General features: G+C 60.4%; 17 protein-coding genes. 2 read left to right on the top strand and 15 right to left on the bottom strand.

What is annotated here, in order from left to right:
• Positions 1–108: 108 nt before the first annotated feature.
• Entirely contained in the window at positions 109–5,394 is a 5,286-nt protein-coding gene (locus tag ACEN8Q_RS20450; protein WP_413705512.1) for an NEL-type E3 ubiquitin ligase domain-containing protein, read from the top strand.
• A 69-nt stretch (positions 5,395–5,463) separates the two neighbouring features.
• On the opposite strand, the gene ureC is transcribed toward ACEN8Q_RS20450, so the two are convergent.
• The 11 genes from ureC to urtA all read right to left on the bottom strand — a co-directional run bounded on the left by ureC (position 5,464) and on the right by urtA (position 15,795).
• On the bottom strand, positions 5,464–7,164 hold the full coding sequence (gene ureC / locus ACEN8Q_RS20445) for an urease subunit alpha (RefSeq protein WP_413703662.1): 1,701 nt from the start codon (positions 7,162–7,164) through the stop codon (positions 5,464–5,466).
• 141 nt (positions 7,165–7,305) lie between these two features.
• On the bottom strand, positions 7,306–7,611 hold the full coding sequence (locus ACEN8Q_RS20440; RefSeq protein WP_413703661.1) for an urease subunit beta: 306 nt from the start codon (positions 7,609–7,611) through the stop codon (positions 7,306–7,308).
• Positions 7,611–8,150, bottom strand: coding sequence for a GNAT family N-acetyltransferase (locus ACEN8Q_RS20435; RefSeq protein WP_413703660.1), 540 nt, complete (start codon positions 8,148–8,150; stop codon positions 7,611–7,613). The genes ACEN8Q_RS20440 and ACEN8Q_RS20435 overlap by 1 nt, the downstream gene beginning before the upstream one ends.
• 6 nt (positions 8,151–8,156) lie before the next feature.
• Positions 8,157–8,690 (bottom strand): N-acetyltransferase family protein, encoded by a 534-nt coding sequence (locus ACEN8Q_RS20430; RefSeq protein WP_413425476.1) that lies wholly within the window; start codon positions 8,688–8,690, stop codon positions 8,157–8,159.
• 9 nt (positions 8,691–8,699) lie between these two features.
• Complete coding sequence (locus tag ACEN8Q_RS20425) at positions 8,700–9,002, bottom strand: urease subunit gamma (RefSeq protein ID WP_007945249.1); 303 nt, start codon at positions 9,000–9,002, stop codon at positions 8,700–8,702.
• Positions 9,003–9,060: 58 nt separating this feature from the next.
• Positions 9,061–9,900, bottom strand: coding sequence for an urease accessory protein UreD (locus ACEN8Q_RS20420; RefSeq protein ID WP_413425478.1), 840 nt, complete (start codon positions 9,898–9,900; stop codon positions 9,061–9,063).
• 198 nt (positions 9,901–10,098) lie between these two features.
• Positions 10,099–10,797, bottom strand: coding sequence for an urea ABC transporter ATP-binding subunit UrtE (gene urtE, locus ACEN8Q_RS20415; RefSeq protein ID WP_413425480.1), 699 nt, complete (start codon positions 10,795–10,797; stop codon positions 10,099–10,101).
• A gap of 129 nt (positions 10,798–10,926) precedes the next feature.
• Entirely contained in the window at positions 10,927–11,796 is an 870-nt protein-coding gene (gene urtD, locus ACEN8Q_RS20410) for an urea ABC transporter ATP-binding protein UrtD (RefSeq protein WP_413425482.1), read from the bottom strand.
• Positions 11,793–12,872 (bottom strand): urea ABC transporter permease subunit UrtC, encoded by a 1,080-nt coding sequence (gene urtC, locus ACEN8Q_RS20405; RefSeq protein WP_413425484.1) that lies wholly within the window; start codon positions 12,870–12,872, stop codon positions 11,793–11,795. The genes urtD and urtC overlap by 4 nt, the downstream gene beginning before the upstream one ends.
• Entirely contained in the window at positions 12,872–14,374 is a 1,503-nt protein-coding gene (urtB, locus tag ACEN8Q_RS20400; protein ID WP_413703659.1) for an urea ABC transporter permease subunit UrtB, read from the bottom strand. The genes urtC and urtB overlap by 1 nt, the downstream gene beginning before the upstream one ends.
• Before the next feature lie 155 nt (positions 14,375–14,529).
• A complete protein-coding gene (gene urtA, locus ACEN8Q_RS20395; RefSeq protein WP_413425488.1) occupies positions 14,530–15,795 on the bottom strand; it encodes an urea ABC transporter substrate-binding protein in 1,266 nt (421 codons plus the stop codon).
• 204 nt (positions 15,796–15,999) lie between these two features.
• Here urtA and ACEN8Q_RS20390 point away from each other — a divergent pair, with 204 nt between their 5' ends.
• Positions 16,000–19,437, top strand: coding sequence for a hypothetical protein (locus ACEN8Q_RS20390; RefSeq protein WP_413703658.1), 3,438 nt, complete (start codon positions 16,000–16,002; stop codon positions 19,435–19,437).
• 23 nt (positions 19,438–19,460) lie between these two features.
• On the opposite strand, the gene ACEN8Q_RS20385 is transcribed toward ACEN8Q_RS20390, so the two are convergent.
• The 4 genes from ACEN8Q_RS20385 to ACEN8Q_RS20370 all read right to left on the bottom strand — a co-directional run bounded on the left by ACEN8Q_RS20385 (position 19,461) and on the right by ACEN8Q_RS20370 (position 23,775).
• On the bottom strand, positions 19,461–20,471 hold the full coding sequence (locus ACEN8Q_RS20385) for a FecCD family ABC transporter permease (protein WP_413703657.1): 1,011 nt from the start codon (positions 20,469–20,471) through the stop codon (positions 19,461–19,463).
• On the bottom strand, positions 20,468–21,427 hold the full coding sequence (locus ACEN8Q_RS20380; RefSeq protein WP_413703656.1) for an ABC transporter substrate-binding protein: 960 nt from the start codon (positions 21,425–21,427) through the stop codon (positions 20,468–20,470). The genes ACEN8Q_RS20385 and ACEN8Q_RS20380 overlap by 4 nt, the downstream gene beginning before the upstream one ends.
• Positions 21,424–22,212 carry an ABC transporter ATP-binding protein gene (locus ACEN8Q_RS20375; protein WP_413703655.1) on the bottom strand — a complete coding sequence of 263 codons (789 nt, stop codon included), beginning with the start codon at positions 22,210–22,212 and terminating at the stop codon, positions 21,424–21,426. The genes ACEN8Q_RS20380 and ACEN8Q_RS20375 overlap by 4 nt, the downstream gene beginning before the upstream one ends.
• A gap of 183 nt (positions 22,213–22,395) precedes the next feature.
• Positions 22,396–23,775, bottom strand: a complete 1,380-nt coding sequence (locus ACEN8Q_RS20370) for a PepSY-associated TM helix domain-containing protein (protein ID WP_413703654.1) — start codon at positions 23,773–23,775, stop codon at positions 22,396–22,398.
• Positions 23,776–23,840: the final 65 nt, after the last annotated feature.

The following is a 23,840-nucleotide window of genomic DNA, read 5'->3' as shown; positions in this document are numbered from 1 at the left end:
AACTGTGCGGTGCTTCAAAGGGGATCGGCTCAACAGTTATTTGGTCTTTTATTCAAGGTCACATTGAATAAGCTGTTGGCTCTTATCCGGTCATCAAGGAAATTTAAAATGGCTGAATTGCATGGAAGCAATACGCTGGAAACTTCTGGAAGTCTACGCACGGAAAACAGGGGCGTTCATTACAGTCGTGTATTGGATGTTGTACCGAGCGCTGTTAAAGATGCATCGATATCGAGGTTGAGAACCATAGAAGGTTTGCAGCCGCAGATACCCGAGTGGTACAGCGCCGCGCGACATATTGACCGCCAGTACCTGAAGCAGTTGATTAACGAGCGATGGCGCTTGCAAGGCGTTCTGGACAAGACCCTGGGTAACTTGCAGCACGACATCAATACATTTGCCGAACCCTTGATCAAAACCGCACTGCGGACGAACTTCAATACCGATGTGAACATCAATGAGTTCACTGTGCAGCTTGATGTGCCGATCACTATTATTCTTGGAATTGATACAGGTGGCAGTCGCGTGCGGCGCTCCACACTGCTCGAAGCTGCATTGCATAATTTCGAGGAATCGGAAACCACCGAAGGCGCATGGCGAAACACGGCTGGTATCTATCGCAAGGACCAATACGGCGGCCTTGCGCTCGACCCGACGATCACGTTGCCAAGGTTCACGTCGCTATGCCGGAGCCTGGACATCGGCGGGCAGTATCAGCAACACCTCAAGTCCATTCTCTTGCCCGAAAGCGCCGCGGCGCGGCAGACCTTGCAGCAAGGTGCAGTCGCCAGTGAGAAAGCGGCCTTTGAAGTGGCGGCACTGATCGCAAGATTGAAGGGCGATATCAGCGATCACGCGTATGGCAAGCTCCGTCAGGTGGCTGAAGGTCGTCCGGGAGTCACCCTGTATCAACGCCCGTTACTGCCTCACCGCTTGTCGCTGATGGGGTTCAGGATGACCGGCATCGTGCTGTTCAGTGCGGTCAGCGAGCCGTCGCAGATCAAACGGACCATCGATGCGTTGACCCCCGCCGAGCTGAAATTCTGGCTGGAATGGTCGCACCGAGTCCCTGTGTTACCCAACCAGGCGTACGAGCAATACAAGCTGTTGCAAGCATTCTTTGCCAATGGTCCCCAGGGCGTGACCGAAGAGTTGGCTCGCAATGAAGATATCTACCATCAGAGCCGATTGTCCGGCCCGTTGATTGCCTATATTCCGGATGATCCAGACCATCCCTTGAAGGAGTATTCGTCGCTGACCGAATTTATGAAGACGCTGATCGGTCAACTGCTGAGTACGGATTACCAGGCCTTTTTCAGCCGGTTCGTGGCACAAAAGGACAAGGGACGTTTTTTCGCCCGCGCCAATGAACGCTTCAAGACTTTCACCTGGCATCAACGCGAACCGCTGGATATGGGGCCATGGTGGCGTGAAACCGCAGTCGAGAACCCGAATGCCGAACCTGTCACCAATGCGATCGATGGTGATCTGTGGGTAACGCTGTTTATCGAACGTCGCAACAAGGCCATCGCCGACGCCAGGGTCATTGCGGTGCCCACCGGTGATGAAGATGCGACAGCCCGCTTCAAGCGCTTGACCAGTTACCTGGAACTTGGCTGGAACATCTTCAATTTCACCGCAATGCTGGTGCCGGGTCTGGGCGAGGCCATGCTCGGCGTCATGGTCGCGCAAATGCTTGCCGAGGTAACGGAGGGCATCGAGGACTGGAGCAAGGGAGATAAGGAGGAGGCCGGCAGATACTTCAATGACGTGTTGATCAATTTTGCGCAGTTGGCAGCCATGGGCGCGGGGCATGTACTGCCCGGTGGTGCTCCGACTGCAATCAAGCCTTCGTCATTTGTCGAGGGTCTCAAACCCGTGGAGATCGGCGACAAGGGGCGTTTGTGGAGCCCTGACCTCGGTCCCTATGAACGATCGATCGCATTGCCCGATGGGGCGAGGGCCAGTGACACAGGGCTGTACCGTCATCAGGATCAGGACCTGCTGCGGCTCGACGACAAGTACTACGAAGTCAAGCAGGACCCGGACACTGGTCGGTATCGGCTGCAACACCCGACTCGCGCCGATGCGTATAAGCCGCGGGTGGAGCACAACGGTGCCGGCAGTTGGAAAACCGAACTCGATCAACCACTCGAATGGGACAAGGAGCAAGTACTCAGGCGTCTGGGCGCTTCGGTGGATGGACTCTCCGATGAAACCCTTGAGCAGGTTATGACCGCCAGCGGCGTGCACGAAAATGTGCTGCGCCGACTTCACGTCGAACACGAGACCCCTCCGGCGCTGTTGGCCGATACCCTCAAGCGCTTCAAGGCCCTTGCCGATGCGCAAGCTTGCGCAGAGCAGATTCTGGCCAACCGGATCGGTGAGGAATGGGCCGATTACGCCGTGCGATCCATGACCGAAATGGACGGCTGGCCCAGTGACAAGGCCATTGAGGTCTTCCAGGGGCCGGGTCTGACAGGGGCCGCGATCAAGGAAGGCTATGCCGGGGCGTCAGCGGCCAATACGTTGCAGATGACCTGGTCGGACTTGTTGGTGGGGGCGCTGCCCGAGCGTGTGGTGGGGTTCCTGGACGAGCGGGAGCTTCGCGAACTGCTCGACGAGTGGTTATCCGGTGACGCACAGAAGCGTGCCCAGGCATTGCGTGAGCAATGGGCGGCACAGGTACGCCAGCGCAAGCGGCAGTTGTTCGACCTTCTGTACCGTCGTCGGACCCGTTCGGACGATCCTTTGGTGAACCTGCTCAAGGGCGATTTTGCAGATATCTCGGTCAGCCAGGCGCAAGAGCTGCTGGGTGAGGCGCACCCTTGCGACATGCAACACCTGACCGAAAAGAAACGTGTGCCATTGCGGCTGGCTCAACAGGCCCGGGAGGCCGCCGAACAATTGCGGATGACACGGGCCTATGAAGGCCTTTACCTCGACGGGTTGCACAGCGCTGACACTGCGCGTCTGGAGTTGCATTCCCTGGCGGCTCTGCCGGGCTGGCCGGGGGATGTGCGTGTGGAGGTTCGTGAGTATTCATTCGGGGGAGCCTTGATTGACAGTATTGGCCCTGTCGACGCACCGATCCGCAAAGTGCTGATCCTGGGGGAGGATGGCAAATACGAAGCACGGGACGACAGAGATCAACACCTGCACGGCGCAGACAATGTGTATGCCGCGGTGCTGCATGCGTTGCCGGATTCGCAACGAACAGCCCTGGACTTCGAAATCCATGAGGCAGCAAGGCTTGAAAGGCTGGTGCGAGCGCGACCGTTGGCGCGCCAGAAGCTTGAGCGGATTCTTCTGGAAAACCCCATTCGCAAACCGGCGTACGACCCGGCAGTCATGCGTCTTCGCGGTGGCATGCCAGGGTATGCGCGACTTTCGCCTGAACGGGAACTGCTGCAGCGTCGGACGACATCGCTCTATCCAGGCTTGAGCAACGACCAGGTCGGGATACTGCTGGAGCAATTCGAGCAGAACGGCGGATCTGCGAGCCAACGACTGACAGCACTTGAAACCGAATTCAACCGCTTCAACGCAACCATGCAGCGCTGGATGAACTCGCCAACCGAGTCTTTTCGTTTCAGCCCGGCAGGCGTGGCAGAGTGGAACTCGCGCAATCAGGTCTATCAGGCGCTCAGGCAATGCTGGCAGAGAACCGGGCCCGGAGGGGCTGAGGTGCCGGGCATTATTGCGCCTCAAGCGCTGGTGCTGGATGGCATGCCCTTGGGGCAGCACCTGGCGACACTTCCGAGGCTGGAGGCCAATTTCGATCACGTCACCGGCCTGGGTTTGCGCAACGCCGGCATCGGTCCGGGCGAGGAGCATTTCCTGCAGGCATTTCGCCAGGTGCGTCACCTGAATCTGCAAGGCAATCGTTTGACCCGGCTATCGCAGGGGATCGGTGATATGCGCCATCTCACCCACCTCGTCCTCAACGACAACATGATTGAACTGGATGCGCTGGCGGTAGCGCGGCTGAGACACATGACTCAACTCAGATGGCTGGACTTGCAAGGTAATCCATTGAGACTCGCCCCCGACATCAGCCAGATGCCTCATCTGCAAGTAGTAAGACTGAACGGAACAGGGTTGAGCAGTTGGCCGGTCGGGCTGTTTTCCCAGCCACGTCCGCGCAGTATTTTCATGGATCTGCGCAGCAATCCGATCAATCAGATTCCGCAAGTCGCACCGGGTTCGTTCCGCGCCGAATTGCTGGCGCGCACATTCATCAGCCGTGAACCTCAATGGCTCTCCGAGGAAAATCTGGAGACCCTCAAGCTGTATATCGAGTCGGTTGGCATGGACCCTGAGCGGCCGTATCCGCCGATGGGCACGGTGGACAGTTCCGAATGGGGGGAAGGAATTTCAGAGGCGCAGTGGCGGGCCAATCAACAGATATGGAATGCGGTTGAAGATGAGTTTCATTCGGAGTCCTTTTTCAACGAAATCAACCGGCTCACCCAATCCGCCGACTTCAGGGCTGGCGGTCTATATCGCAAGGAGCTGACGGCTAAAGTCTGGCGAATGCTGGAGGCGATGGCCGAAGACACTGAGCTGAGAACGAAGCTCTTCAGCGAGGCTGCGACACCCACGCAGTGTGTGGATGGCGGTACGCAGCTGTTCAACGCCATGGGGGTCGAGGTGCTCGTTAAAGAAGCCTACGACTTGATCCGCCCGGATCTGGTTGAGCCTCAACTGCTCGAACTGGCGCGGGGCAAATCCCGGCTCGATGAGCTGGGAGCCATTGCTCGCCAGCGAGTGGCTGAACGGTTGGCGGCGGGCGAGCGTTTCACGCGCGTCGACGCTCAAGGGAACGTCAGCGGCACCATCGACGAGGTCGAAGTTCACCTGGCGTACATGACGGAACTTGCCGAGCGCCTGGATTTGCCGTGGCAGGCGCGTGGCATGCAGTTTCGCAATATTGCCGGGGTGACAAAGGAGATGATCGAGGCGGCATTCCAGCGAATCACCGCCCTGGAGGAAGGCGATCTGCTGCGTGCGCGGATCCTCGAGCAACCGCTCTGGAGAAACTGGCTGGAGAGTGAGTACGAGGAAATCCTGAACGGGTTCAAGCGTCGTGTCGACGTCGTTACGGACTTATACGATGCCTTGCAAAGACGGACTGAAGGAACAGGCCTTTCTGTTGCGCAGAAGGCTGAGCTGGAGGTGGAAATCAAGGCGCTGGCGGTAAAGGCCGGAAGACCGGAAAACGAATTCGCTCCTGGCCGTGTCATGACCGAGGAGCAATACACCCAAGCCTTGAGTGACATCGACACTCAAATGAAGGCACAGATGAGCACACTCACCCAGCAGGCGATGGACCGGGCGGGGCTGCAACGGGTGGATATCCCGTTCACGATCGATCCCGACTATTCGGTTTAGCTGCACATGAAGCCTCGAGCCAAGGGAGTGAGCCTTGGCGTCGAGGCTTTTTTTGCACAGCGGACAGGCTCAGAACAGGAAATACCGCTGGGCCATTGGCAGGGTTTCAGCCGGTTCGCACCACAGCAACACGCCATCGGCCTTGACCTGATAGGTCTGCGGATCGACGTCAATGTTCGGCAGGTAGTCGTTGTGGATCAGGTCGGTTTTCTGCACGTCGCGGCAACCTTTGACCACGGCGATTTTCTTTTTCAAACCCAGGGCTTCGGGCAAGCCTGCATCCTGCGCCGCCTGGCTGATGAAGGTCAGGCTGGTGGCGTGCAGCGAACCACCGAAGCTTGCGAACATCGGGCGGTAGTGCACCGGTTGCGGCGTCGGGATCGATGCATTGGCGTCGCCCATCAGGCTGGCCGCAATGGCACCGCCCTTGAGAATCAGCGTCGGTTTCACACCAAAAAACGCCGGGCGCCAGAGCACCAGATCCGCCCATTTACCCACTTCGACCGAACCCACTTCATGGCTGATGCCGTGGGTGATCGCCGGGTTGATGGTGTACTTGGCGATGTAGCGTTTGGCGCGGAAGTTGTCGTTGCCTTCACCATCACCGGGTAGCGGCCCGCGTTGTTTTTTCATCTTGTCGGCGGTCTGCCAGGTGCGGGTGATGACTTCACCGATCCGTCCCATGGCCTGGCTGTCCGAGCTGATCATCGAGAACGCACCGAGGTCGTGGAGGATGTCTTCGGCGGCAATCGTCTCGCGGCGAATCCGGCTTTCGGCGAAGGCCACGTCCTCGGCAATGCTCGGGTCGAGGTGATGGCAGACCATCAGCATGTCGAGGTGTTCATCGATAGTGTTGCGGGTGAACGGCCGGGTCGGGTTGGTGGAGCTCGGCAGCACATTGGCAAGACCGCAGGCCTTGATGATGTCTGGCGCGTGACCGCCACCGGCACCTTCGGTGTGATAGGTGTGAATGGTGCGGCCCTTGAAGGCGGCAATGGTGGTCTCGACGAAACCGGATTCGTTGAGGGTGTCGGTGTGGATCGCCACCTGCACGTCGAACCGGTCGGCCACGCACAGGCAGTTGTCGATGCTCGCAGGCGTGGTGCCCCAGTCCTCATGCAACTTGAGGCCGATGGCGCCGGCCTTGACCTGCTCGATCAAAGGTTCCGGCAGGCTGGCATTGCCCTTGCCGGTCAGGCCGATGTTCATCGGGAACGCATCGGCGGCCTGGAGCATGCGCGCCAGGTGCCACGGCCCGGAAGTGCAGGTGGTCGCATTGGTGCCGGTGGCCGGTCCGGTGCCGCCACCGATCATGGTGGTGACGCCGCTCATCAATGCCTCTTCGATCTGTTGCGGGCAGATGAAGTGGATGTGGGTGTCGATGCCGCCGGCGGTGAGGATCATACCTTCGCCAGCGATGACTTCGGTGCTGGCGCCAATGGCGATGTTGACGTTGGGCTGGATGTCCGGGTTGCCGGCCTTGCCGATCGCCGCGATGCGTCCGTCCTTGAGACCGACGTCTGCCTTGACGATGCCCCAGTGATCGATGATCAGCGCGTTGGTGATCAGGGTGTCGACCACCTCGGCGGCCAGCAACTGGCTCTGACCCTGGCCGTCACGGATGACTTTACCGCCACCGAATTTCACTTCTTCGCCGTAGGTGGTGAAGTCCTTTTCCACTTCGATCCACAACCCGGTATCGGCCAGGCGCACCTTGTCACCGACGGTGGGACCGAACATGTCGGCGTAGGCTTGACGGGAAATCTTCATTCGTTCGCCCTGGAATTCAATTGAGTTTGAGACTGTTCGCTTCGCTCACAGATTCGCGAGCAAGCCCGCTCCCACATTCGATCGCGTTCCCCTGTGGGAGCGGGCTTGCTCGCGAAGGCGTCAGTGGGGACATCGCATTACTTAGAGGTCACCCATGACCCGCCCGGCAAACCCGAACACCCGGCGATGCCCGACCAGATCCACCAGCTCGACCTCGCGGCTCTGCCCCGGTTCGAAACGTACCGCCGTGCCGGCCGGGATGTTCAGGCGCATGCCGCGACTGGCGGCACGGTCGAAAGTCAGGGCGTCGTTGGCTTCGAAAAAGTGGTAATGCGAGCCCACCTGGATCGGTCGGTCGCCGCTGTTGGCCACCTTCAGGCTGAGGGTGCGCCGGCCAACGTTGAGCTCAATCTCGCCGGACTGGATCTGGTATTCACCGGGAATCATCAATGGGCTCCTTGGAGAATCTTGTAGTAGAGGGCGGTCGGCTTGTAGCGGCCGCTCGGGTCGCAGGCGTAATCGGGAATCTCGCCGGCGCGGGTATAGCCCAGCGACTGGTAGAAGTCTTCGGCGGGCGAACCGGCCTCGGTGTCGAGGTAGAGCAAGCCGCGCTTGTGCTGCAGGGCGGCCGCCTCCAGAGCGCTCATCAATTGCTGGCCCAGCCCTCGCCGCCGCGCATCTTCGCGCACCAGCAACTTCTGCACTTCGGCACGGTTCAGGCCGTTGGCTTTCTGGCACAGGCTCAGCTGTACGCTGGCCTGCACCTGCTCGTCCTCGTCCTTGACCACCACCCACAGCAACACACGGCCCTTGTTCAGGTTGTCCTGGACCTCATCGAACCAGGCATGGGCCTGAGTCGCATCGAGGTCAGCCATGAAGCCGACACTGGCGCCATGGCCGACAGCATCGAGCAGCAGGTCGATCAGGCCCTGGCGGTAATGCGCAAAGCTTTCAACGTTGACGCGTCGCAGTTGGGCGGCGTTCATCGGGCATTACTCCTGGTCGATGCCTGGCGGCTGCGCGCCGGGGTTGAGGGTCAGTTGCATGAACGTCAGGTCCAGCCAGCGGCCGAACTTGGTGCCGACCTGAGGCATTTGCCCGGTGGTGATAAAGCCGATGCGTTCATGCAAGCGAATGGAGGCCGCGTTGCCGCTTTCGATGGCGGCGACCATCACGTGCTTGCCGCAGCCTTTGGCACGTTCGATCAGCGCTTGCATCAATTGCGGGCCGAGGCCGTTACCGCGCTGGTCGCTGCGCACGTAGACCGAGTGCTCGACGGTATGGCGGAAACCGTCGAATGGCCGCCAGTCGCCGAACGAGGCATACCCGAGCACGGTGTTGTCGGCATCGACGATCACCAGAACCGGATAAGCCTGGGATTGCCGGGCGCTGAACCAGGCCTGGCGGTTGCCGAGGTCGACTGTCTGTTCATTCCAGATCGCCGTGGTGTTGAGCACCGCGTCGTTGTAGATGTCGCGGATCGCCGGCAGATCGGCATGCACGGCATCGCGGATGTGGTAAGTCATGGCGCGACCTCAGGCGATGGGTTGGTGGACGGTGACCAGTTTGGTGCCGTCGGGGAAGGTGGCCTCGACCTGGATTTCCGGGATCATTTCCGGGATACCTTCCATCACTTGTTCGCGGGTCAATAGGGTGGTGCCGAAGTGCATCAGGTCGGCCACGGTCTGGCCGTCGCGGGCGCCTTCGAGCAGTGCGGCGGAAATGTAGGCCATGGCCTCCGGGTAATTGAGCTTCACACCGCGAGCCAAACGCCGTTCGGCCACCAGGCCAGCGGTGAAAATCAGCAGCTTGTCTTTTTCGCGTGGGGTCAGGTCCATCGTAGACATCCATCCGGGCAGATTAAAAAGAGTGGGATCTGCTCCCACAGAAAGCAATTCAGGTATTCCATATTCTGGGTGCTACAGCCTCGCGACCCAGCAGGGCGGGGCGTAACAACTTCCAAAGTTCAATCAGCCAGCCTCGTGCCAACAGCGCCTCACTGGCCAGGCACCGGGCAATCAGCAATCCCGGCAACTGGGTCAAATCCCCGCGCACGTCGTTGGTCAGCGAACGGCACTTCTCCAGCAGCTCGCTATCAATTTCACCCGTCACCAGCAACGTCGCAAACACCGGTTGCCCATCCAGCCCGATAGGCGAATCCAGCAGACCGTCCGCACCGACAATGCGCTGGCGTTCATGCCAGAGCAACTGACCGTCGCGGCGAATATCCAGATGTGCCTGGAAATGCCCAAGTTCGAAACGCTCGCCACTGGCCGGGCGCCCAAGGGCCACGACGTCCCAGTAGAACAGCCGTGCATCGCCCTCAAGGTCGATGGACGTGCTGAGTTCAGCCTGGGCAGCGCTGAAAATGATCGTCTCCTGGGGCAACCATTCCAGTGTCGCGCCGGCCGCCACCTTCAATTTCAGCTGCTGATAAGCGGGACCGGCGGCGCGATACCATTTGGCCGCGCCGGGGCTGGTGATTTGTGCCCAGGCATCGCCATCGACGAAGGCCGAGATGTCCAGCCGATCACCGCCGGCAATTCCGCCGGGGGGGTGGACGATGATGTGCTGACAGACTTCCGGTCCCTCGGCATACAGGTGTTTTTGCACCCGCAACGGACCTTTGTGCCGGCGCTGGACCGGGCGAGTGGTGTTGTCGAACCTGGCGTAGCCCAGTTCCAGTTCGGCGTGCCAACTGGGGGTGAACAAGGCACCGGAAGCGGGAAGAGTCATGGTCAGTGCTTATCGTGAGGTCATCAGGATGTTGCAAAGGCTGTGCCGCAAGATATTGCAGGCAAGAGGTGGCGGTTAAATGTATTGGCGCACCAATAGTGTGCGCGGTTGCAGGTTTGACGCGACAAATTGGTGCCTTGCCTCCCGAGGCGCTCCGCTTCGGGAGGTTCCGGCTCGGTGAGTACGGAGCGTGACGACTCAGATCGTAACGAGCCCGCGTACACCTTCTGCTTCCATGTTTTCTCCGCGCCCCTGTTGCACGATTTCGCCCCGGGACATCACCAGGTATTGATCGGCCAGTTCAGCGGCGAAATCGTAGAACTGCTCCACCAGCAAAATCGCCATGTCACCCCGGGCGGCGAGTTTTTTGATCACGGCACCGATCTCCTTGATCACCGACGGCTGGATGCCTTCGGTGGGCTCGTCGAGGATCAGCAGGCGAGGGCGACTGGCCAGCGCACGGCCAATGGCCAATTGCTGTTGCTGGCCACCGGACAGGTCGCCGCCGCGCCGTTGCTTCATTTGCAGCAACACCGGGAATAGCTCGTAGATAAACGCCGGAACTTCCCTGGCTTCGCTGCCGGGAAACCGCGACAGTCCCATCAGCAGGTTTTCTTCCACGGTGAGGCGGCCGAAGATCTCCCTGCCCTGCGGCACGTAGGCGATACCGGCATGCACCCGCTGGTGCGGCTTGAGCGTGGTGATCGGCTTGCCGTCCCAGTTCACTGCGCCTTCCCTGGCCGGTAGCAGGCCCATCAGGCATTTGAGCAGGGTGGTCTTGCCCACGCCGTTACGCCCGAGCAGGCAGGTGACTTCACCGACCTTCACGTCAAACGTCAGGCCGCGCAGGATGTGGCTCCCGCCGTAATACTGGTGCAGTTTGTCGACTTGCAGCATGTTCAAACTCTCCTCATTCCCTGTAGGAGCGAGCTTGCTCGCGAAGAACCGGAGGATGACGCGTTCATCCAGTCAGCCCGCGTCATCGTTAACCTCCATCGCGAGCGAGCTCGCTCCTGCAAAGAGCAATCAGCGTCCAAGATAGACTTCGATCACCCGCTCGTTGTCCTGCACCTGTTCCAGCGACCCTTCGGCCAGCACGCTACCCTGGTGTAACACCGTGACGTGGTCGGCGATCGAGCCGACGAAGCCCATGTCGTGTTCCACCACCATCAGCGAGTGCTTGCCGGCCAGGCTCTTGAACAGCTCGGCGGTGAATTCGGTTTCGGCGTCGGTCATGCCCGCGACCGGTTCATCGAGCAGCAGCAATTGCGGGTCCTGCATCAGCAACATACCGATCTCCAGGAACTGCTTCTGGCCGTGGGACAGCAGGCCGGCCGGGCGATTGACCGAGCTGGTCAGGCGAATGGTCTCCAGCACGTCGGCGATGCGGTCTTTCTGCTCGCCGCTCAAACGCGCCCGCAGGCTGGCCCACACCGACTTGTCGGTGTTCTGCGCCAGCTCAAGGTTTTCAAACACGCTCAAGGCTTCGAACACCGTCGGCTTCTGGAACTTGCGGCCGATACCGGCCTGGGCGATCTGTACTTCGCTCATCTGCGTCAGGTCCAGGGTTTCGCCGAACCAGGCCTTGCCGTGACTGGGCCGGGTCTTGCCGGTGATCACGTCCATCAGCGTGGTCTTGCCCGCGCCGTTGGGGCCGATGATGCAGCGCAGTTCACCAACGCCGATGTACAGGTTCAGATTGTTCAGCGCCTTGAAACCATCGAAGCTGACGCTGATGTCTTCCAGGGTCAGGATGGTGCCGTGGCGCGTATTCAGGCCTTTGCCGGCGCGCTCGCCGAGACCGATCGTATCGCGGCTGGTGCCGGCGTCCTTGTTGGGCTCCACGGGGAAAAAGGCTGGCTCAAGCATGAATTCAGCCGTCGCAGTGACTCTCATGATTCACCTCTCTTTTTCAGCAGACCGATCACACCCTTGGGCAGGTACAGGGTCACGACGATGAACAGTGCGCCAAGGAAGAACAGCCAGTATTCGGGGAACGCCACGGTGAACCAGCTCTTCATGCCGTTGACCACACCGGCGCCGAGCAACGGGCCGATCAACGTGCCGCGCCCACCCAGAGCCACCCACACCGCGGCTTCGATGGAGTTGGTCGGCGACATTTCACTCGGGTTGATGATCCCCACTTGCGGCACGTACAGCGCACCGGCCAGGCCACACAACACCGCGCTCAATACCCAGACGAACAACTTGAACCCGCGCGGATCGTAGCCGCAGAACATCAGGCGGTTCTCCGCATCGCGCAGCGCGGTCAACACCCGGCCGAATTTGCTCTGCGCCAGCCGCCAGCCGATGTACAGGCTCGCCACCAGCAACAGCACCGTGGCGAAAAACAGCACCGCGCGGGTGCCCGGCTCAGTGATGCCAAAGCCAAGAATCGTGCGGAAGTTGGTGAAGCCGTTGTTGCCGCCAAAGCCGGTTTCGTTGCGAAAGAACAACAACATGCCGGCGAAGGTCAGGGCCTGGGTCATGATCGAGAAGTACACGCCCTTGATCCGCGAACGGAAAGCAAAGAAACCGAACACCAACGCCAGCAGCCCCGGCGCCAGTACCACCAGGCACAAGGTCCAGAGGAAGCTGCTGGTGCCGGTCCAGAACCACGGCATTTCGGTCCACGACAGGAACGTCATGAACGCCGGCACACCATCGCCCGAGGCCTGGCGCATCAGGTACATTCCCATGGCATAGCCGCCGAGGGCGAAGAACAGGCCGTGGCCGAGGGACAGCAGGCCGGCGTAACCCCACACCAGATCGAGTGCCAGTGCGACGATGGCGTAGCAAAGTATCTTGCCCACCAGCGTCAGCGTGTAGGCCGAAACGTGCAGCGTGTTGTCCGGCGATAACAGCGACAGCAGCGGTAACGCCAGCAGCAGAATGAGGATCACCGCGCCGACGGCAATCGTGATTTTCGGGCCGGCCTTTTGTGTGGCCTTGAGCATCAGGGGCTGGTTCATCAGTCGATCACCCGTCCTTTGAGTGCGAAGAGGCCTTGCGGACGTTTCTGGATGAACAGAATGATCAGCGCGAGGATGAGGATCTTGCCGAGCACGGCACCGATCTGCGGTTCGAGAATCTTGTTGGCTATGCCTAAGCCGAATGCGGCCAGCACGCTACCGGCCAACTGACCGACACCGCCGAGCACCACCACGAGGAACGAGTCGATGATGTAGCTCTGGCCGAGGTCCGGGCCGACGTTGCCGATCTGGCTCAGGGCTACGCCGCCGAGGCCGGCGATACCCGAGCCGAGGCCGAAGGCGAGCATGTCCACGCGCCCGGTGGGCACGCCGCAACAGGCGGCCATGTTGCGGTTCTGGGTGACGGCACGCACGTTGAGACCCAGGCGTGTCTTGTTCAGCAGCAGCCATGTGAGCACCACCACGAACAGCGCAAAGGCAATGATGACGATGCGGTTGTACGGCAGCACGAGATTGGGCAGCACCTGAATCCCGCCCGACAGCCACGCGGGGTTGGCGACTTCGACGTTCTGCGCGCCGAACACCAGGCGAACCAGTTGAATCAGCATGAGGCTGATGCCCCAGGTGGCGAGCAGGGTTTCCAGCGGACGGCCGTAGAGGTGGCGAATCACCGTGCGCTCCAGAGCCATGCCGATGGCCGCGGTGACGAAAAACGCCACGGGCAGCGCGACCAGCGGATAGAACTCGATGGCCTGCGGGGCGAAGCGCTGGAACATCAGTTGCACCACGTAGGTCGAGTAGGCGCCGAGCATCAGCATCTCGCCGTGGGCCATGTTGATCACGCCGAGCAGGCCGAAGGTGATTGCCAGGCCGAGGGCGGCGAGCAGCAGTATCGAGCCCAGCGACATACCGCTGAATGCCTGGCCGAGCATCTCGCCGACCAGCAGTTTGCGTTTGACCTGGGCGAGGCTGGTCTCGGCGGCAGTGCGCACGTTGGCGTCAGTTTCGATCCCGGGATCGAGCAAGCCTTCGAGGCGGGTACGGGCCAGTGGATCACCGGTTTCGCCGAGCAGACGCACGGCGGCGAGGCGCACGGCCGGATCGCTGTCGACCAGTTGCAGATTGGCCAGTGCCAGGCTGAGGGCGGCATGAACGCTCTCGTCCTTCTCGCCCGTCAGTTGCCGGTCGAGGAATGCAAGCTGCGCAGGTTTGGCGCTTTTCTGCAATTGCTGTGCAGCGATCAGACGGATTTTGGCGTCGGCGGCGAGCAACTGATGACTGGCCATGGCTGTGTCGATGAGGCCCCGCAGACGGTTGTTCAGGCGCAGGGTTTTCGGCTGGCCATCGACTGTCAGCTCGCCTTGTTGCAGGGCGTTGATCAACTCGATACGGGCCGGATCAGGCTGCGCAGCCCAGGTTTCCAGCAGCCTGGCTTGCTGCACGGGATTGGCGGCTACGAAGTCTTCGGCGTCGCTGGCGTGAGCGGCCATCGGTAACAGCAGGGCGATGGCGAGGAACAATCGGTAGATGGCAGTGGGCATAAAGAGTCGCCTTGCTCGGACTAAATGTGGGAGCGGGCTTGCTCGCGAAAGCGGTGAGTCAGTCACATAAATGTTGGATGTGCCGCCGTCTTCGCGAGCAAGCCCGCTCCCACAGGGAGTTGTGTTGGGCCTGAATAATCGTCAGGCCCAATGGCTCAGTTGCTCTTCACCGCATACTCCGGCTTCTTGTCGTTGCCCGGGATGAACGGGCTCCACGGCTGGGCGCGGATCGGTCCTTCGGTCTGCCACACCACGTTGAACTGACCGTCAGACTGGATCTCGCCGATCATCACCGGCTTGTGCAGGTGGTGATTGGTCTTGTCCATGGTCAGGGTGTAACCGGACGGCGCGGCAAAGGTCTGGCCGGCCAGGGCTTCGCGGACTTTGTCGACGTCGGTGGACTTGGCTTTTTCCGCCGCTTGCGCCCACATGTGGATGCCGACATAAGTGGCTTCCATCGGGTCGTTGGTCACGGCCTTGTCGGCGCCCGGCAGGTTGTGTTTCTTCGCGTAGGTCTTCCAGTCATCGACGAACTTCTTGTTCACCGGGTTCTCGACCGATTCGAAGTAGTTCCACGCCGCGAGGTTGCCCACCAGTGGCTTGGTGTCGATGCCGCGCAGTTCCTCTTCGCCGACCGAGAACGCCACGACCGGAACGTCGGTGGCCTTCAGACCCTGGTTGGCCAGTTCTTTGTAGAACGGCACGTTGGAGTCGCCGTTGACGGTGGAGATAACGGCCGTCTTGCCACCTGCCGAGAACTTCTTGATGTTGGCGACGATGGTCTGGTAGTCGCTATGACCGAACGGGGTGTAGACCTCTTCGATGTCCTTGTCGGCCACACCTTTGGAGTGCAGGAACGAACGCAGGATCTTGTTGGTGGTGCGCGGGTAGACGTAGTCGGTGCCGAGCAGGAAGTAGCGCTTGGCGCTGCCGCCTTCTTCGCTCATCAGGTATTCCACCGCCGGGATTGCCTGCTGGTTCGGTGCGGCGCCGGTGTAGAACACGTTTGGCGACATCTCTTCGCCTTCGTATTGCACCGGGTAGAACAACAGGCCGTTGAGTTCTTCGAACACCGGCAGCACCGATTTGCGCGACACCGAGGTCCAACAGCCAAATACCACGGCGACCTTGTCCTGGGTCAGCAACTGACGCCCCTTCTCGGCGAACAGTGGCCAGTTAGACGCCGGGTCGACCACCACAGGCTCGAGCATCTTGCCGTTCACGCCGCCCTTGGCATTAATCTCGTCGATGGTCATCAACGCCATGTCTTTCAACGACGTTTCGGAAATCGCCATGGTCCCGGACAACGAATGCAGAATACCGACCTTGATGGTCTCGGCGGCCTGGACAGTCCAGGTCATGCCCATCGCGGCAATGGATGCCGTGAGTGTGAAAGCCTTGATCAAACTGCGACGCTTCATTGTGCGATCTCCATGAACATTGAGTTTTTATGGTTGGCAGATGCGGACGACTGAAGGGTGTTTTGCAAGGGCTGTGCCTAAGGGGGAAAACAGTCTATTCAGAGCGGTCGCCGACGGACGAGTCCTGCGCGCCGCACCATGCTCGGGCGCGCAATGCCGGGCAGGGCACGGCTGTGCGCCCAAGTGGTGCCTGGCGATATACATATGTACCGCTCCGGGATTTTTGCACTGGATAACCTGAGTGCTCACTTAAGTCTGTATTCAGGTTGGAGCACTTTCATGGATGAGAACAAAGCCCCGAACAATGCCGCGCCTCTGATGAGCCGCGAATTTCTCTCGGCCGATGACGCGGCGCGGTATGCACACGAACAGGTTGGCCAACGAAGTGACCGCAAGTTTGTCGCGATGATTTTCAAGCGCGGTGCACAGAGATTTGTCGTCACCGAGCCGGTCGAAGCCGGGGACCACTTGCTGGAAACCCAGCTGTTCGCGGTGGACGGACGAGGCCGGCCGGTCTATCCGGCCAATCATCAGTTAGACAGTTGGTTCTACTCGCACCAAGCGCTGTCGACCCTCGATGCGGCGCAGATACAGCGCCTGAAGTGGTCGCGCATGGACGCGACCGTGAGCTTGCAGATGTTCAGCATCCACGAGTTGTTCCATATCGTCACGTCAGATGTTCCGGCCTATTTGTCCGGGGCTGAAGACAGCCTGTTGTGGTTCGAGGAAGACAGTGCAGGCTGGCAGAGTCTGTTGCAGCGTCTTGGCACTCCGGCTAACCCGGGGCCTCTGGCGCAAGGCCTTGAGCAGGGCAGTGTCCTGCCGGTCGAGTTCGTCCGGGAGGTGGCGCAGGCAGGCACATTGCGGATAGTCGTCGACAACACGCCATGGGGATACCGGGGCAAGGTAACCGGTCAGTGGAGTCCGTTACCGACGCTTGGCGAACGGCCGGTGCCACAACAGGTGGCCTACGGCGCGATTTTTTCCTCGGCGGATGAAGCCGCGCAGGACCGTTTCTCCCGAATGAGGGGCCAGACCAACCAGGAGCAGACCTGGTTCGGCTTTATCCTCAAGCAGCAGGGCAAGGAGGAGTACGTCGCGACGGAGCTGGTGGCGGTCAATGGTGTTCGTGACAAGCTGTTTTCACGTCGCAGTCTCTTTCCCCTTACCCCCGACTTCATGGAGCTGGTCGCGCCGGAATCCTTCAAGCGCCACTCCTATTTTTATTCGCGTCAGCGGGTCACCCATACCCGCCCCAATCGTGAATGGCTGGCCAGGCACTTCATCGTGCCCAGAGATCTGTTCATTGTCGTGTATGACTCCCGACGACCACCCATCGTCGAAAGGCCCGGCGCGATCCCAACTTATATCGGCACGCAGGACGGTGCACTGCTCAAGTACACCCTGCGCCCGAACAGCAAGCTATTCGATAACGACACACCGAACATGGGGCTGGAGGATGTTCAGTCCAACCTGGCCAACGGAAAACTGACCTCCAGCGATTTTGTGAAGGTGGTGGCCAACAGTGGCGCATTGAGCGTCTTGCATACCAATGCTGTGTGGGACAGGGAAGGCCCGGTCGACATCAACTGGCGTCCCGCCCTGAATCTGGAGCGATGCCAGTTGAGCGCGGCCTTCGCGACGGCCGATGATGCGGTGTTGTCCGCGCGCTCCCGAATTCCGGCTGACACCGACAGGGTCTATGGCGGTCTGGTATTGAAGCGTCCGGACGGCTTGTTTGTCGCCACTCAACCAGTAATTGCGCTCCATGAGGATTTCGCTGTGGAGTGGATCTTCCCGGACGAAAGCATCGGCGCGGGGCTTTTTCCTGCCGGTTGTTACATCGTCGGCCGTTACCGTTCGCGCCAGAGCCGGACTGTGCCGGTGATCCTTGAAGAAAAGCAGAGGCAACTGTACCTCAACATGCTCTCGGTCAAGGTTGTATACACCGCGTTCAACCGAGGCGGGCGGTTTCTGGACGAATACCTGTTCGGGCCGGATGGTTCGGTGATCCGTTACCGTTGCGGGACCTGGAGGCAGTTGCATGCCGATCTGGCCCGCGCGCTGAACGGTTATGGCAACCTGCCCCACGACCTGGACGCGGAGTGGATCAGGAAGCGTATCCATGAAGGGGATTTGAGCCCGGTCGAATGGATCGACTCGCTGGCAAGGAATGGCTATTTGCAGGTAGTGGTCGGCAGCCCGACCTGGGGTGTGCCACGTACAGTCGATCAGCTCGCTGTCGCCCTTGTTGAGCCCGACACACTTTCGCCTGCCACAGCGAGCAGCGAGCCGCGTTACAGCCCGATGTTTGCTCAAGAGTCCGCCGCAGCCCGGTTTGCCCATGAGCAGGCGGGCGAACGTGCGGTCCCCGGTTTCGGGTTCATTTTGCACAACGAGCGCCTTGGCACCTATCACAGCACTTTACCGGTGGCGGTGCAGGACTCGGCACTGGCATATGACCGTGTCTTTCCCGAAGGGCAATTGCCATCGGGTTACATCGTTTCAAGCGTTTATCTATGTGCCGCGCGCAATGAGAACGACGCAGGTGATGACGAGTTCGGGAGCTTTTTCTTCTCGCCCATGGCAGTGCATCAGGTATTGGCAAGGGCCAGGGTCAGCAATGGTTACAAACCTGTTTATTTTTCCTGTGCCGATGGTGCACTTTTGCAATTTGAAACAGCCTACTACACGCCAGGGGTACCACCCGAACTGGACAGTCAGTCGGAGAGACTCCTAGGCACTTTTGGCTCGTTCGAACAGGCGCGCGCCGACCTGCGTAATATCAGCCTGCGCACCTTCACTCTGGGCGATTACATCCAGCGCATGGTCAAGTTCGGGAGACTGGAGGTTCTGGTATCCAGTGATTGCTGGGTGAAGGGTTATGTGGCGCGATACTGGCAACCGCGTCATCCGGGCATGTCCGAGCAGGAGCTCTGGAGCTGGAAGCCTGAACTGCCCATGGGGCCGATATTCCATCATCCCGACGATGCTGCCAGCTACATTCAGCGGCGCGCGGGAAGCGCCTACACGCAGACGACCACCTACGAGAGCGCCATCGTGGCCAAACCCGATACCTATTCCTATTGCGGACTGGAGCCATTGCCGCAAACGGATGAGAGCCTTGCCGGCCTCGGTCGGATCTTCCGCACGCTCACGGATCCTGATACCACCCGCAGAAATGAAGTCCCCCGCTTTGCGCCAGGCTACAAACTGATGGCGAGCCATCAGCTCTACCTGTCGGGCGTCTCTGCGTTGGCAGCAGATGAAGAGCAGGTCTACAGCAGCTTCACTTCGCCGACGCTGATGCGCCTTCATACTCATGCCTTGAAGGCTAAAGGCTTCAACATCAGTGCGTACTACTACTCGACGCCCCATGGTGCGCTGATGAAGTACGTACCCGAAAATACGCAGGTTGAAAAGGAGCTGTTGCTGACCCGCCAGGTCGATTTGGTCGACGGTCGGTGGGAAACGAAATTGTCGATGGCGGATTTCATTTCGAAACTGGCTGAAATCGGCGAGTTGCGGGTATTGCAGGCGGCCGCTTTCTGGAACCGTACGGGGCGGTTGGGTCAAAACTGGAAGGTCGTTCGCCGCCAGTTGCCACTGGCACCGGTCAGGTTTCAGCGCGACGAGTTGTAACTGCGCAAGGTTCGTGCGCTACGTCAGCAGCGACGCATCAGGCCGATAAAGAACAGCCCGCCAATCGCTGCGGTAGCGATGCCAATAGGCAAGTCTTCCGGGGCGATCAGCGTGCGGGCAGCGACATCGACCCACATCAGGAACACGCTGCCGAGCAACAGACAAACCGGCAGCAACCGACGATGTTCGGCACCCGCCAGTCGACGCGCAATGTGCGGCACCATCAGCCCGACAAAGCCGATGGAGCCGCTGATCGACACCAGTACACCGGTCATCAGCGAAGCGATCACGAACACTCGCAGGCGCACTGCACGGGCATTCAGGCCCAGGGTGACGGCGGTCTGTTCTCCGGCCATCAATGCGTTCAGCGGTCGTGCCATGCCGAGCAACAGAACCAGCCCGAGCAACACACTCAGTGCCGGCACCGTGAGCAGCTCCCAGCGCGCCAGCCCGAGCCCGCCGAGCATCCAGAACATCACCGCGGAACTGGCGCGATGGTCGCCCATGAACAGCAACAGATTGGCGATCGCCATCATCACGAACGAGACCGCCACGCCGCACAGCAGCAACCGGTCACTGTCCAGGCGCCCGTGGCGACTGGCGATCATCAGCACCACCAGCATGCTCAGTAACGCACCGATGAATGCGGCAATCGGCAACGTCAGCAGGCCGACGATTTCGCCGACATGCAACACCACAATCACCGCGCCGAGGGTGGCGCCGGAGGTAACACCGAGCAGGTGTGGATCCGCCAACGGGTTGCGTGTCACCGCTTGCAGTACCGCGCCGATCAGTGCCAGCCCGGCGCCCACCAGCGCACCCAGTAACATGCGCGGCACGCGGATCAGCCAGACAATGTGTTCCTGGCCGGCGCTCCAGTCCTGCACGCCGATGCCGAACAGTTTGTGCAGCAGGATCCGCCACACCACGTCCACCGGCACCCGAGCCGGGCCGAAGCCCAGCGACACCACGCACGACACCAGCAGCACGGCGCCCAGGGCGATCAGCAGTAGCGCAAAACGACGATTGATCATTCGCCGTGGAAACCTTTGGCGAGGGTTGCCACTGCCAGCACATTGTCGATACCCGGTGTGGCCTGCACGTAAGGGATGACGATGAAGCGCTGGTCCCTGATCGCATCCACCGATTGCAGCGCCTTGTTGTTCAGCAGGAACCGGATCTTCTGTTCGGCGGTGATTTCGCTGTAGTCGACGATCACGATCACCTGCGGATTGCGCTCGACCACGGTCTCCCAATTGACTCGGGTCCAGCTCGCGTCGACGTCATCGAGGATGTTGCGCCCGCCAGCGGCGTCGATCAGCGCTTGCGGCATGCCGAGGCGACCGGACGTCATGGCGCGGTCTTCGCCGCTGTCGTAGAGGAAAACCCGGGGTTTTTCCACCGGCAAGTCATTGCCGATCTCTGCGACCTGATTCTGCATGTCGGCGATGAGCGCGTTGGCGCGATCCTGCACGTCGAAGATTTTGCCGAGGTTGCGCAGGTCGTTGTAAGTGTCTTCCAGGGTCGCGGCAGGGCGCTTCATCACGAAGGCGCAGGACTCGGTCAGCTCATATACATTGATGCCCAACGGTTGCAGGGTTTGCGGGGTGAGATCGCCGCCGACGCGCATGCCGTAGTCCCAACCGGCGAAGAGGAAATCGACGTTGGCATCGAGCAGGGTTTCCACCGACGGGTATTTGGCCGCCAACTCCGGCAGGCCGTCGAGAATGCTCTGCATCTCGGGCGTCACGGCCTTCCAGCCGCTGATGCCGCTATAACCGGCCATCCGTGGCTTGAGGTCGAGGGCGAGCATCATCTGGGTCATGTTGATGTCGTGGCTGAGTGCGTGTTGCGGTGCCTGCTTGAAGGTCAATTCGCGGTTGCAGCTTTTGATCGTCAGCGGGTAGTGGGTGGCTTCGGCCAATGCCTGGACGCTGCCCAGCAGCATCGCGAGAGAGAGGCAGGAGCGCAGCAGGGAACGCAAATTCATGGTTGGGTTATCCAGGTGATTCGTGGGTAGCCGTGCAGCGGATGTTCATCGATCAGCGCTTCGACGCCAAACACATTGCGCAGCAGCACAGCCGTCAGGACTTCTTTCGGCGTGCCGCTGGCGACGATACGACCATGGTTGATCACGTACAGCCGATCACAAAAAGCCGCAGCCAGGTTGAGGTCGTGAATGCTCGCCAGGGTGCCGATGTTCAAGCGCTTGACCAACTTCAAAAGCTCAAGCTGATATCGCGGGTCGAGGTGGTTGGTCGGCTCGTCGAGGATCAACAACTGAGGTTGCTGGACCAGGGCGCGGGCGAGGATGACTCGCTGTTTTTCACCACCGGAGAGAGTGGCGAACCCGTGGTCTTCGAAGCCCCCGAGACCGACTGACGCCAGGGCCTGGTTGATGAGGTTCGAGTCTTCAAGCGTGTCGCCATCAAACAAGCCTTTGTGCGGCGTGCGGCCCATGGCGACCACCTCAAAGACGGTCTGGCCGAAGGCATCAGGGAACTCCTGCAACACCACGGCGATGCGTTGCGCACACCAGCGCGAGGATTGCTTCCAGACATTCCAGTGATCGAGCATGACCTCGCCGTGCTCCGGTTTGTTGAAGCGCCAGGCGCAACGCAACAGGCTGGTCTTGCCGCTGCCGTTGGGGCCGATCAGCCCGACGAACTCACCGGCGGACACGTGCGCAGAGACATCACGCAACTGGAACTGGTGATGGCAATGGCCGTGACCCAGTGGGGACCAGGTGAGGCTTGTCAGATTCAGCGAGGTCATGCAGTAACTCTTGAGGTGATGCTGATGGCCCTTTCGCGGGCAAGCCCGCTCCCACAGGAATTGCGTGATTCCTGTAGGAGCGAGCTTGCTCGCGATGGGGGCCTTGAGGTCAAAGCAGAAGTCGAGCGAACGACATGCGCGGGGGAGTTTACAGCCCATTGAGCCCCGCGCATCTCGCCTGTTTCATGATGAAGATGACGCGCTTTCAGTCTGCCGGGTAAAACGCGACAGCAGCAGGCGATCCAGCAACCACACCGCTACCAGTGAAGCACCCACCAACGGAAAGGCCACCGCCAGAACGAACATGATCACCATCGCGGTTTTCCATTTCGGCAGGTCGTGACGTAGCGGCGGCACGCCGAGTTTTCCTTGCGGGCGGCGCTTCCACCAGATCACCACACCGCTGACGGCACTGAGCAAAATCATCAGGCAGATCAGCAGCACGATGATCTGGTTGAACACGCCGAACATCTTGCCTTCATGCAGCATCACGCCGATTTCCGTGGCGCGGGCGACGGTGCCGTACTGCTCGTAGCGCACGTCGGCCAGGACCTTGCCACTGTATTGATCGACATGCAGGGTGGCGTCGTTGCGCGGGTCATCGGCGAACACCGAAATGGTGAACACGCCGGTTGCGGATTTCGGCAAGGTGATGCTGTAGCCCGGCTCGACCTTGCTCTGCGTGGCGATGTCTTGTACGTCTTGCAGGCTGATGGTCGGCGCTGCCGGGCCAGCATGCGCTCCGTCGTGGGCCATGTGCTCGGCGTGGTCACCGGACATCGGCATTGGCGTGTTTTCCATGGCCCACGGCACGGTCTGACGCGTGGCGCTGTTGAGGCTGCGTGCCTCGATGTCGGACTTCGGCACGTCATCCCACATCGCGGCAGGGAACACGTTCCACACGCCTGCAAATTTTTCGCCCCAGAACCCGGTCCAGGTCATGCCGCTGAGCAACATCACCAGCAACAGCGAGGCGCCCCAGAACCCGGTGACGGCGTGCAAGTCACGCCACAGCACCCGGCCGCGGCTGCTCAGGCGTGGCCACAGAATGCCGGCCGCCTGGCCCCGTGGCCACCACAGGAACACCCCGGAAACCACCAGCACCACGCCCCAGCCGGCGGCCAGTTCCACCAGCCGGTCACCGGCGGTACCGATCATCAATTCGCCGTGAATCGCCCGCGCGATGGCTTGCAGGTTCTTCTTGGCGTCTTGCTCACCGAGGATGTCGCCGTGGTACGGGTCGACGAAAACGTTCAGTTCCTTGCCGCTGTCGAGTACGACAAACTGAGCGCTGCGTTCGGCGCTCATCGGTGGCAGGTATTGCTTGATCGTGACTTGTGGATAGGCGCCTTTCACCCGGTTGAGCAGGTCGTCAGCCGCCAGGGTGTGATGGCCGGCAGGGACGTTGAGCCAGCTGCTGTACATCAGCGAATCGAGTTGCGGTTTGAACAGGTAAATGGTGCCGGTCAGGGCCAGCATCACCATGAAAGGCGCCACGAACAATCCGGCATAGAAATGCCAGCGCCAGGCCAGGTTGTAGAAATTCACTTTGGGCTGTTTCATCTCGTGTGCTCCGCTTGGCTTGGATCTTTTTGGTTGTTTGTTTGCGGTTGCTGTGCAACCGATCG

The organism is Pseudomonas sp. Pseusp16 (assembly GCF_047324915.1).
Taxonomy (GTDB): domain Bacteria; phylum Pseudomonadota; class Gammaproteobacteria; order Pseudomonadales; family Pseudomonadaceae; genus Aquipseudomonas; species Aquipseudomonas fluorescens_CD.
Note: the sequence above shows the minus strand (reverse complement) of the source record. Positions and strands in the feature narration are given on the sequence as shown.

Coding starts and splice junctions, on each gene's coding strand:
- ACEN8Q_RS20375 (WP_413703655.1), bottom strand. CDS start 22,212: ATGACCTCGCTGAATCTGACAAGCCTCACCTGGTCCCCACTGGGTCAC.
- ACEN8Q_RS20380 (WP_413703656.1), bottom strand. CDS start 21,427: ATGAATTTGCGTTCCCTGCTGCGCTCCTGCCTCTCTCTCGCGATGCTG.
- urtB (WP_413703659.1), bottom strand. CDS start 14,374: ATGCCCACTGCCATCTACCGATTGTTCCTCGCCATCGCCCTGCTGTTA.
- urtE (WP_413425480.1), bottom strand. CDS start 10,797: ATGCTGCAAGTCGACAAACTGCACCAGTATTACGGCGGGAGCCACATC.
- ACEN8Q_RS20370 (WP_413703654.1), bottom strand. CDS start 23,775: ATGAAACAGCCCAAAGTGAATTTCTACAACCTGGCCTGGCGCTGGCAT.
- ureC (WP_413703662.1), bottom strand. CDS start 7,164: ATGAAGATTTCCCGTCAAGCCTACGCCGACATGTTCGGTCCCACCGTC.
- ACEN8Q_RS20430 (WP_413425476.1), bottom strand. CDS start 8,690: ATGACTTACCACATCCGCGATGCCGTGCATGCCGATCTGCCGGCGATC.
- urtC (WP_413425484.1), bottom strand. CDS start 12,872: ATGAACCAGCCCCTGATGCTCAAGGCCACACAAAAGGCCGGCCCGAAA.
- ACEN8Q_RS20390 (WP_413703658.1), top strand. CDS start 16,000: ATGTACCGCTCCGGGATTTTTGCACTGGATAACCTGAGTGCTCACTTA.
- ACEN8Q_RS20435 (WP_413703660.1), bottom strand. CDS start 8,150: ATGAACGCCGCCCAACTGCGACGCGTCAACGTTGAAAGCTTTGCGCAT.
- ACEN8Q_RS20385 (WP_413703657.1), bottom strand. CDS start 20,471: ATGATCAATCGTCGTTTTGCGCTACTGCTGATCGCCCTGGGCGCCGTG.
- urtA (WP_413425488.1), bottom strand. CDS start 15,795: ATGAAGCGTCGCAGTTTGATCAAGGCTTTCACACTCACGGCATCCATT.
- ACEN8Q_RS20440 (WP_413703661.1), bottom strand. CDS start 7,611: ATGATTCCCGGTGAATACCAGATCCAGTCCGGCGAGATTGAGCTCAAC.
- ACEN8Q_RS20420 (WP_413425478.1), bottom strand. CDS start 9,900: ATGACTCTTCCCGCTTCCGGTGCCTTGTTCACCCCCAGTTGGCACGCC.
- urtD (WP_413425482.1), bottom strand. CDS start 11,796: ATGAGAGTCACTGCGACGGCTGAATTCATGCTTGAGCCAGCCTTTTTC.
- ACEN8Q_RS20450 (WP_413705512.1), top strand. CDS start 109: ATGGCTGAATTGCATGGAAGCAATACGCTGGAAACTTCTGGAAGTCTA.
- ACEN8Q_RS20425 (WP_007945249.1), bottom strand. CDS start 9,002: ATGGACCTGACCCCACGCGAAAAAGACAAGCTGCTGATTTTCACCGCT.